The sequence below is a fragment of the Nocardioides sp. NPDC101246 genome (assembly GCF_044767415.1).
Taxonomy (GTDB): Bacteria; Actinomycetota; Actinomycetes; order Propionibacteriales; family Nocardioidaceae; genus Nocardioides.
This window is the reverse complement of record NZ_JBIWNX010000017.1, coordinates 113833-122254: the sequence shown is the minus strand read 5'-3', so window position 1 is coordinate 122254 and position 8422 is coordinate 113833. Positions and strand designations below refer to the sequence as shown.

Annotated in this window: 9 protein-coding genes and 1 tRNA gene; 6 read left to right on the top strand and 4 right to left on the bottom strand. The window is 67.8% G+C overall.

The window, feature by feature from the left end:
- Positions 1 to 280 precede the first annotated feature (280 nt).
- The 5 genes from ACIRON_RS26195 (at position 281) to ACIRON_RS26175 (ending at position 6537) form a co-directional block, all read left to right on the top strand.
- The gene (locus tag ACIRON_RS26195; protein WP_402996970.1) at positions 281 to 1555 is read left to right on the top strand and encodes a DUF222 domain-containing protein; all 1275 of its coding nucleotides are present in this window, start codon (positions 281 to 283) and stop codon (positions 1553 to 1555) included.
- Positions 1556 to 2231: 676 nt separating this feature from the next.
- Positions 2232 to 3557, top strand: a complete 1326-nt coding sequence (locus ACIRON_RS26190; RefSeq protein ID WP_402996968.1) for a hypothetical protein — start codon at positions 2232 to 2234, stop codon at positions 3555 to 3557.
- A 176-nt stretch (positions 3558 to 3733) separates the two neighbouring features.
- Positions 3734 to 4606, top strand: a complete 873-nt coding sequence (locus ACIRON_RS26185; protein WP_402996966.1) for a DUF1524 domain-containing protein — start codon at positions 3734 to 3736, stop codon at positions 4604 to 4606.
- 103 nt (positions 4607 to 4709) lie between these two features.
- Positions 4710 to 5951, top strand: a complete 1242-nt coding sequence (locus tag ACIRON_RS26180; RefSeq protein WP_402996964.1) for a hypothetical protein — start codon at positions 4710 to 4712, stop codon at positions 5949 to 5951.
- Entirely contained in the window at positions 5944 to 6537 is a 594-nt protein-coding gene (locus tag ACIRON_RS26175) for a class F sortase (protein WP_402996962.1), read from the top strand. Before ACIRON_RS26180 ends, ACIRON_RS26175 begins: the two co-directional genes overlap by 8 nt.
- A gap of 78 nt (positions 6538 to 6615) precedes the next feature.
- On the opposite strand, the gene ACIRON_RS26170 is transcribed toward ACIRON_RS26175, so the two are convergent.
- Together ACIRON_RS26170 and ACIRON_RS26165 are read right to left on the bottom strand one after the other, a co-directional pair.
- A complete protein-coding gene (locus ACIRON_RS26170; RefSeq protein WP_045549525.1) occupies positions 6616 to 6918 on the bottom strand; it encodes a co-chaperone GroES in 303 nt (100 codons plus the stop codon).
- A 54-nt stretch (positions 6919 to 6972) separates the two neighbouring features.
- Complete coding sequence (locus ACIRON_RS26165; protein ID WP_091051376.1) at positions 6973 to 7230, bottom strand: DUF3618 domain-containing protein; 258 nt, start codon at positions 7228 to 7230, stop codon at positions 6973 to 6975.
- Between the two features lie 81 nt (positions 7231 to 7311).
- On the opposite strand from ACIRON_RS26165, the gene bcp reads away from it, so the two are divergent.
- Positions 7312 to 7782 (top strand): thioredoxin-dependent thiol peroxidase, encoded by a 471-nt coding sequence (bcp, locus tag ACIRON_RS26160; protein WP_141806014.1) that lies wholly within the window; start codon positions 7312 to 7314, stop codon positions 7780 to 7782.
- A 2-nt stretch (positions 7783 to 7784) separates the two neighbouring features.
- Here bcp and ACIRON_RS26155 read toward each other — a convergent pair whose 3' ends face one another.
- Positions 7785 to 8189, bottom strand: a complete 405-nt coding sequence (locus ACIRON_RS26155; protein WP_402996959.1) for a hypothetical protein — start codon at positions 8187 to 8189, stop codon at positions 7785 to 7787.
- A 110-nt stretch (positions 8190 to 8299) separates the two neighbouring features.
- Positions 8300 to 8381: transfer RNA gene (locus ACIRON_RS26150), tRNA-Leu, on the bottom strand.
- Between the last annotated feature and the right edge of the window lie 41 nt (positions 8382 to 8422).

Genomic DNA, 8422 nt, shown 5'->3' with positions numbered 1-8422 from the left:
GCCGGCCGCTTCGCGGTCCTGGACTCCGGACCAGATCGAGAAAAGATTTGGCTGGCTATCGGGGCGGCGGCCCGGGTGTGGCGCAGCGGAAACGTCTTGCGGCAGGTGGGGCTTGTGGGGGTGGAGGGGTGGCCCTTCGGGCCACTTACCATCCACAGAAGCGACCCCGTTCGCTCACCGCGAAAACAGCATCTGACCTGCACCTATAGGTGGTTAGGTATCCTTCCGACGGCGTAGAATCAGACCCATCACAACACACCCCTGAGGGGAGGGGATCACGATGAGTCTGGACCGCGATGTCGACCACTGGGGCAGCCACCCTGGTGATGCGATCGACGCCGCTCTCGCTGCCATCGAATCTTCCCTTCAAGACCTGCTGGTGAGTGATCCCACGTATTGGCGGACCTCGACAAAGAAGGACCTGCTGGCACGGTTGGAGACCATCCAGACCCAACAGGCCGCCCTGCGGTTGCGGGTGCTGGCCTCGTCCGGTGACATCGCCGAAGAGACCGGAGACAAGGACGCCTCCGCCTGGATGCGCGCCGAACTCTTGGTCGACAAAGCCGTGGCCCGGGCGCAGATCAAGCTCGCCACCCAGGTCACCCAGTACGAGCTCGTTGCTGATGGCCTTGCTGCCGGTGTGGTGTCCCAAGACAAGGCCCGAGTGATCACCAAAGCGCTCGACAAGATCGAGGCCGACCCCGTCGCCAGCGCCGAGGACCTGGTCTTGGCCGAGAAACTGCTCGTGGACTACGCCACTAGGCTGACCGCCAACGAGCTGGCGATCGTCGGACGGAAGATCCTGGCCGAGATCGACCCGGCCCGGTTCGAAGACGCCGAAGCCCAAGCACTGCTCGCCGAAGAAGAACGCGCCCAGCAGAAGACCGCACTGCGGGTGTGGGACAACCACGACGGCACCGTCGGGTTCGACGGCGTGCTGCCGGTCTCGATCGGGATGCGGTTCAAGCGGCTCGTTGAGGCCTACGCCCAACCCCGCAAACAACAACTCGTCGAGAAGGGTGCCTCGTTGCCGCCGTGGGAGCGGTTGATGGGGCAGGGGTTCTCCCGCCTGTTGGAGACCCTCGACCCGGCCAGCCTGCCCCGCCACGGTGGCGATGCGACCACCATGAACGTGGTGATCTCGCTCGAGGAGCTCCGCAAGGATCTCGGCATCGCGACCCTGGGCTACGACGAGACCAGCGGGACCACGATCACTGCTGCAGAGGCCCGGCGGATGGCGTGCAACGCGACCATCATCCCGTGGGTGCTGGGCGGTGACGGTGAGGTCCTCGACGCCGGCCGAGCCAGCAGGTTCTTCCAGCCGATCCAACGCAAAGCACTCCGGCTGCAGGCCAAGTGCTGCCAAGCCGAAGGGTGTGACATGCCACCCGAATGGTGCGACGCCCACCACCTCGATCCGTGGGCCGCGGGCGGCAAGACCAACCTCAAGGACGGCGCCCTGCTCTGCTCCCACCATCACCGGCTGGCCCACGCCCCGGCGTACGTCCACGAACACCTACCGGACGGCACCATCCGGTTCACCCGTCGCCCCTAGACCGGCCAGATTCACGACCTCCAGAGCGCCCGCGAGACGGAGGGTCGGGGCGAGCGCACCCGGGCTGGCTGGAGACTTGGCCCTCATCGAGCAAGTGCTTGCCCGCATTCAGCACGACCTTGAAGAAGGACTCGGAAGATGACCGCTGCCGACGTCGCGTGCCGGCGTCGGAACAAGCCGGCGTCGTACGACGAGGGCGATGAGATGGTCGAGGCACCGACAAGACCGCGTCTTCCCTAGCCGGCAACGAAGGCAGGGAGGACAACATCCGACAGCACCGATCGGCGGCGGCCAGAGGGCCCGCGATCGCGTTCAGGCAGTGACCAACGCCGCAGCACGACACATTGTGGAGATGCCTACAGTGCATTGTTCACCAAGGCGATAGCGCAACGCGCGGAACACAGCTTGTCCAGGCATCTCAGACGCTCGGGTGTCGATCCTGACGAAGATCAACAAGCGGTCCCATCAGGTGCTCGGAGACGAGGTGTTGCCGCGAAGGTTACGGCCGATTTCGCAGGGCATCGGGGCCGTTGCGTACGCCTATGCACCCGCGTTCCGACGTGGCTAGACTCCCCGCTTCGTCACGGCGAGTCACAGCAACCGGGGGGCTGCAGAGGCTGACTTCTACTCGTCGTGCCCTGTCATCGACAGTTATCAACACCATTGGAGAAGTCACTTGCGCTCCCCACTCTCGGTCCGCGGAGCCGCCCTTGTTGCGGCGACCGCGATGATCGGTCTTTCCGTGACCGCGGCCCCGGCGACTGCGGCGGCGGAGAAGCCGCAGGCCAAGGCCTCGTCGGTCGCACTGACCGTCAACGTCTCTGACAAGGTCAAGGTCGACACCGGTCGCTACACCGCCACCTACAACGGCAAGAAGACCGTCAACTCGGGCACCAACAAGCCCGCCCTGCCGCTCCTCGCGGGCGACCAGCAGCTGCTCTCGGTCGGCGTCTTCGCCCAGGACGCGGCTGCCGCCCTCCAGAACGACAACGTCTACTCCGGCGCCTGCTCGGCCCTGGCCGGCAAGGGTGCGACCCTGGTCGCCATCGGCGACGGCTCCAGCTGCGTGAAGCCGGGCGAGGCCGTCACCGTGAACCTCGCCGAGCTCAATCTCCAGAAGCTGGGCGCCACCACCGACTACCTGCTCAAGGACGAGAGCAAGTCCGTCCACGTGAAGCTCGGCCCGGTCAACGACCTGGTCCAGACGATCGTCTCCGGCGTGCTCTCCAAGGTCGGCGGTCTCTCGGTCGGTGTCGACCTCGACGCCGCGGAGAGCACCTGCATGGCGCAGGGCTCGGACTTCAAGGGCAAGACCCAGCTCAAGAACGCCGCCGTCACGGTCAACGTCCCCGGCAAGGGCGACATCAAGGTCGCCGACCTGCCGACCAACCCCAAGAAGAACACGACGGTCGTCCCCGACCTCTCCCCGGTGACCGACGCCGTCCTCGGCCGCGTCGACACGCTGCTCCAGTCGGGCCTGAAGAGCAAGATCGCGCCGGGCGTCCTGGACGTCTCGATCCGCGTCGACCTGATCGAGCACATCAAGGAGCAGCTCGCCGTCCTGCTCAAGGGCATCGAGACCGACCTGGTCAAGCTCACCATGAACAAGCAGACTCTGAACAAGCAGGCCGGGACCGCCAAGTCGCTCGAGGTGTCCGCCCTGGACATCAAGGTCCTCGACGCCGTGAAGAAGATCGGCGCCCCGACCGCGGCCAATGTCGCCATCGGCACCAGCACCTGCGGCACCAACGGTCTCACCTCCTCCGAGGAGAAGGCCGCGGCCAGCGGTGACAAGAAGAACGTCGACGTCGTCGTCTCCGGCGACAAGTCCGACCCGGACACGAGCGTCCAGGTCAAGCCCGACAACGCCCCGGCCAACGCCGAGCTCAACCTGCTCTCGTCCCCGGCCGCCAAGGGCGGGTTCGCTGCCGGCGCGCTCGTGCTGCTCGTCGCCGCTGCTGCCGCCACCCGGTGGTTCCTGCTGCGCCGCGCGCACGCCTGATCCGCTGTAGCACCCGCAACACCCGTACCCCGGGCCAAGGCTTCGCGCCTTGGCCCGGGGTTCGTTTGCCTCTGGTCCTGGGCGGCGCGCCTGCGTGCCACCCGACGCGAGATCCGGGAAAGTTGGGCCGCCCCCGATGCTCCCCAGAGCTCTTCCCCAACTCTCTGGAGTCCCCCATGCTGCGCCCCTTGGCGACCCTGTTCGCCGCTGCCCTCCTCTGCTCCGGCTGCGCCGAGATCTCCCAGCCCGACACCGCCGTCCAGGCCGGATACGGCGCCGACAGCGGCGAAGAGGTCAGCCTTCCGCTGACCGAGGCCATCGCGAAGCTCCCCGTCGCCAAGGAGGTCGCCTCCGGCTACGACCGGGAGAAGTTCAACCACTGGGTCGACGCTGACGGCGACTGCCAGGACGCCCGCACCGAAGTGCTCCTCGAGGAGTCGAGGAAGAAGGCGCGCGGCAGGTGCGACGTGACCAGCGGCGCATGGCTCTCCACGTACGACGGGGTCACCCTCAAGCGCCCCGGCGGCCTCGACATCGACCACATGGTCCCGCTCAAGGAGAGCTGGGAGTCCGGCGCCGACGCGTGGACCGACGAGCAGCGGGAGGCGTACGCCAACGACCTCGGCGACCCGCGCGCGCTCATCGCCGTGACCGCCGCGACCAACCGCAGCAAGGCCGACCAGGACCCGGCCGACTGGATGCCCGACGCCACGAGCTACCACTGCACGTACGTCGCCGACTGGGTCGCGGTGAAGATCCGCTGGAGCCTCTTCGCCGACCGTGCGGAGAAGGCCGCGCTCGAGGACATCGCGGCAGGCTGCGACAACCCCGAGATCACCGTGCGGCTGGCCGGGCCGGCCCCGGGCGACTCGGATCAGGGCGACTCGGACCCGAGCGACGCCCCGGAGGGCGGCTCGGGTGACGACCCCCGCTTCGACACCTGCGCCAAGGCGACCGCGAAGGGCTACGGGCCCTACCGGAAGGGCCGCGACGCCGAGTACGAGTGGTACCGCGACGGCGACAAGGACGGCACCGTCTGCGACAGCTGATCCGACACCCGGATTCCGCAGGTCAGAAGCGATACCCCAGCCCGTAACGTACGAGGCTCCTCCTCCGTTGAGTGTGACGAACGTCAAAGGGAGGGAAGTTCACGTGCGCACAACACTCATCGCGCGGGGAGCCGCGGTGGCGGCCGCGGCCGCCATGGTTGCCTTGTCAGCCGCACCTGCGAGCGCCGCCACGGTCTCGCAGGCGTCCGCCACCGCGCTCAGCCTCGAGCTCGCCGGCACCGGCGCGACCGACTCAGGCACCTATGCCGTCACCAACGACGGCACCACCGAGTCCGCCGAAGGCACCAACGAGCCGCTCATCACCGCGCTCGGAGGCCAGGACGCGATCCACATCGGCACGCTGGCCCAGGACGCGGTCGCCACCAAGGACGCCACCTCGGCAGCCTGCTCCGGCATCGCCGGCGACGGCGCGACCCTGGTCGCGGCCGGATCCGGTGACTGCCTCAGCGGCGGCGACAACATCTCGCTGGACGCCGCCAGCCTCGACTTCAGCGACCTGGAGGTGATCCGGTCCGACCTGTTCCAGGGAGCCGACAGTCAGCTCCAGGAGCTCGGCAAGCCGGTGCAGGACCAGATCACCAGCGCGCTCGCACAGCTTCTGGCTCCTCTGGTGGACGGGTTGGACGGCGCCGGCCTCTACGTGGACCTCGGCGCCGTGCAGAGCAGCTGCACCGCCGACGACGACACCGCGACCGGGGACAGCACGATCGCCAGCTCGTCCGCCTACGTCGTCATGCCGGGTGGCGACCGGGTGACCCTCGTCGACCTGCCGGTCGAGCCGGCGGTGAACCAGAAGGTCGTCACCGACCTCTCGGGCGTGGTCGACGCGGTCATGGCCGGTCTTCGCACCCAGCTCACCAAGGGCCTCGACGGCGCGCTCGCCGACCTCACCCAGGTCACCGACGCGATCCAGGAGCAGGTGCTCAACACGCTGCTCACCTCGCTCGAGGAGCAGCTCGCGCCGCTCGAGGACAACGTCCTCGACATCACCCTCAACGCCCAGAACCGCTCGTCGGGCGCGATCACGGTGACCGCGCTGGACGCGAAGGTCCTCCCGGCGGCCGAGGCGTTCGTCGGCGGCAGCCTGGCGCACCTCACCATCGGCACCAGCAGCTGTGGCCCGAACAGCCCGGTCACGAAGACGGTCGTCAACAACCCGCCCAAGGCAGACAACCCGCCGGCCTCGGTCCCGACCGTCGTGACCGCCGGCATGGAGAGCTACGACGACGGCAGCGCCGGACGCATCGCGCTCGTCACCCTGCTGCTCCTCGCGGCTGCGGGCGCCGGTGTGGCGACGTACGTCCGCATGCTGCGGCGTGGCTGACACCTCTGTTGACTCGCCGCCGCGGCTCGCCGCGGCGGCGAGCGGCCTCTGGACCGCGCTGGTCGTGCTCGCCGTCGCGATGGTGCTGGCCGGGCTGTTGTGGCCCAGTGGCAGCGCCGCGGTGGAGGTGCCGCCCGGTGCCCCGCAGCGCCTCGAGCTGCCCGGGCTGAACACGAAGGCGAAGGTCGTCCCGATCCGGCTCAAGGGCGAGGTCCTCGACCCGCCGCGGAACCCACGCGAGATCGGCTGGTGGGTCGGCAGCGCCAAGCCGGGCTCGGCGCAGGGGCAGACCGTGGTCACCGGCCACACCGTGCACACCGGTGGCGGCAGCCTCAACAAGCTCGACCACATCGAGGAGGGGCAGGAGGTCGACATCGTCACCAAGGACGGGACCTTCCAGCACCAGGTCGACTCCGTCGAGGTGCTCAGCCGCAAGGAGCTGGCCGAGCAGGCCCAGCGCATCTTCGGGCAGGATCACGGCGACGGCCGCCTGGTGATCATCACCTGCACCGACTGGAACGGCTCGGGCTACGACAGCAACATCGTCGTGCTCGCACACAGATTCAACGAACTGCCAAAGACATAATGCCGAGTCGGCGCAGCCGACCCCTCTCGCTCGCTTCGCTTCGCGAGACACGGGGTCAGATCCGCCGACTCGGCAGGGTTACAGGTACAGGCCGGTCGACTCGTCCGCGATCCGCTCAGCCGCAACAGCATGCACGTCACGCTCACGCATGAGGATGTAGACCTCTCCGGCGACCTCGACCTCCGGCTTGTCGTCGGCGTCGAAGAGGACCCGGTCACCGATCTCGACGGCGCGCGCGTGCGGACCGACCGCGACCACCCGTGACCAGGTGAGCCGCCGGGCCGCGCCCATGGCGGCCGTCGCCGGGATGACGATGCCACCCGAGGAGCGACGCTCACCGGCGTCGGACCCGACCTCGACCAGCACCCGGTCGTGGAGCATCTTGATGGGGGTCTTGTCGGTCACGTCCGTCGTTGCCTTGCCGGTGGGGAGTGGTCAGTTGGCCTTGGAGATCTTACGCAACGTGGCCATGAGCACGACGGTGCCCACCACCCCACCGACGGTCTTGGCGATGTTGCCCATCCTCGGCTCGCCGGAGACCGGGTCGACGTAGACCGCCTTGAAGGCCGCCACCTGGCGCTGGACGATCGTCTTGGGGCTGCCCCGGTAGATCAGCTCGTCGATGGTGCCGGCGAGCCGCTCGCGGATCTCTTCGATCTCGGACTCGAGCGAGGAAGTCTGGTCCTTGGACATGCGCAGACCTTAGCAACCGGCGTACGTCCACTGCGTGCTCCACCACTGCGGTTCGCTCGATCTCTTGGGTAGGTTGGCATCATGACGCGTCTCGAGCCGGGCGATGTTGCCCCCGACTTCACTCTTCCCGACGACACCGGTGCGGAGGTCTCGCTCAGCAGCCTCCGCGGCCGCAAGGTGATCGTCTACTTCTACCCCGCCGCGATGACCCCCGGCTGCACCAAGCAGGCCTGCGACTTCACCGACTCGATCGACTCGCTGAAGGCCGCCGGCTACGAGGTCGTCGGCGTATCCAAGGACAAGCCCGCCAAGCTCGCGAAGTTCCGCGAGCGTGACGGGCTCACCATCACCCTGGCCTCCGACGAGGACCTCTCGGTGCACAAGGCGTACGACGCCTACGGCGAGAAGAAGCTCTACGGCAAGGTCGTCGAGGGCGTCATCCGCTCGACGTTCGTGGTCGACGAGGAGGGCAAGATCGAGGTCGCGCAGTACAACGTCAAGGCGACCGGACACGTCGCCAAGCTCCGCCGCGACCTCGGCCTCGCCTCGTAGGTCTACTGCTGGTCGTCGGGCTTCTTGAAGTCCGGCGGGGGAGGTACGTCCCCCGGGATCTCCTTGGGCTCGACGACCACGGGACCGGTGTCGGTGCCCCACTTGGCACCGGTCTCCTTCAGCCACTCGCCCGCGTGGACGGCGACATCGGTCGCTGCCGCGCCGACCTGGAGCAGACCCGACAGGGCCTGGTTGCGCGGCGAGTCGGCGTCAGGGGCGGTCGCCATCTCGGCCCGCTTGGCCTCGATCTGCGCCTTGAACTCGCCGGCCTTCTCGATGGTCTTCTCGCCGCCGGTGACAAGGTGAGGTGCGGACTTCACCTTGGCGTCCTCAACAGCAGGCTTGGCGCCTTCGACGCCCTTCTGGACGCCATCGCGCCAGTTGGACGCGTTGTCCTTGAACGACATGACTTCATCCCTTCATGGATGGGGTGTTGTTCTTCCATCCTTGAGGGTCGGGGGCCTGATGTCCATCAGGATCGCCCCTGGTCCGCCCCGGGTCGTACCCGGACTCTGTGTGCCGAAGGCGGGACTTGAACCCGCACGCCCTGGAGCACAGCATCCTAAGTGCTGCGTGTCTGCCAATTCCACCACTTCGGCAAGCGGCGATCAGTCTAGGGGCTGACGCCCAAACCTGACAG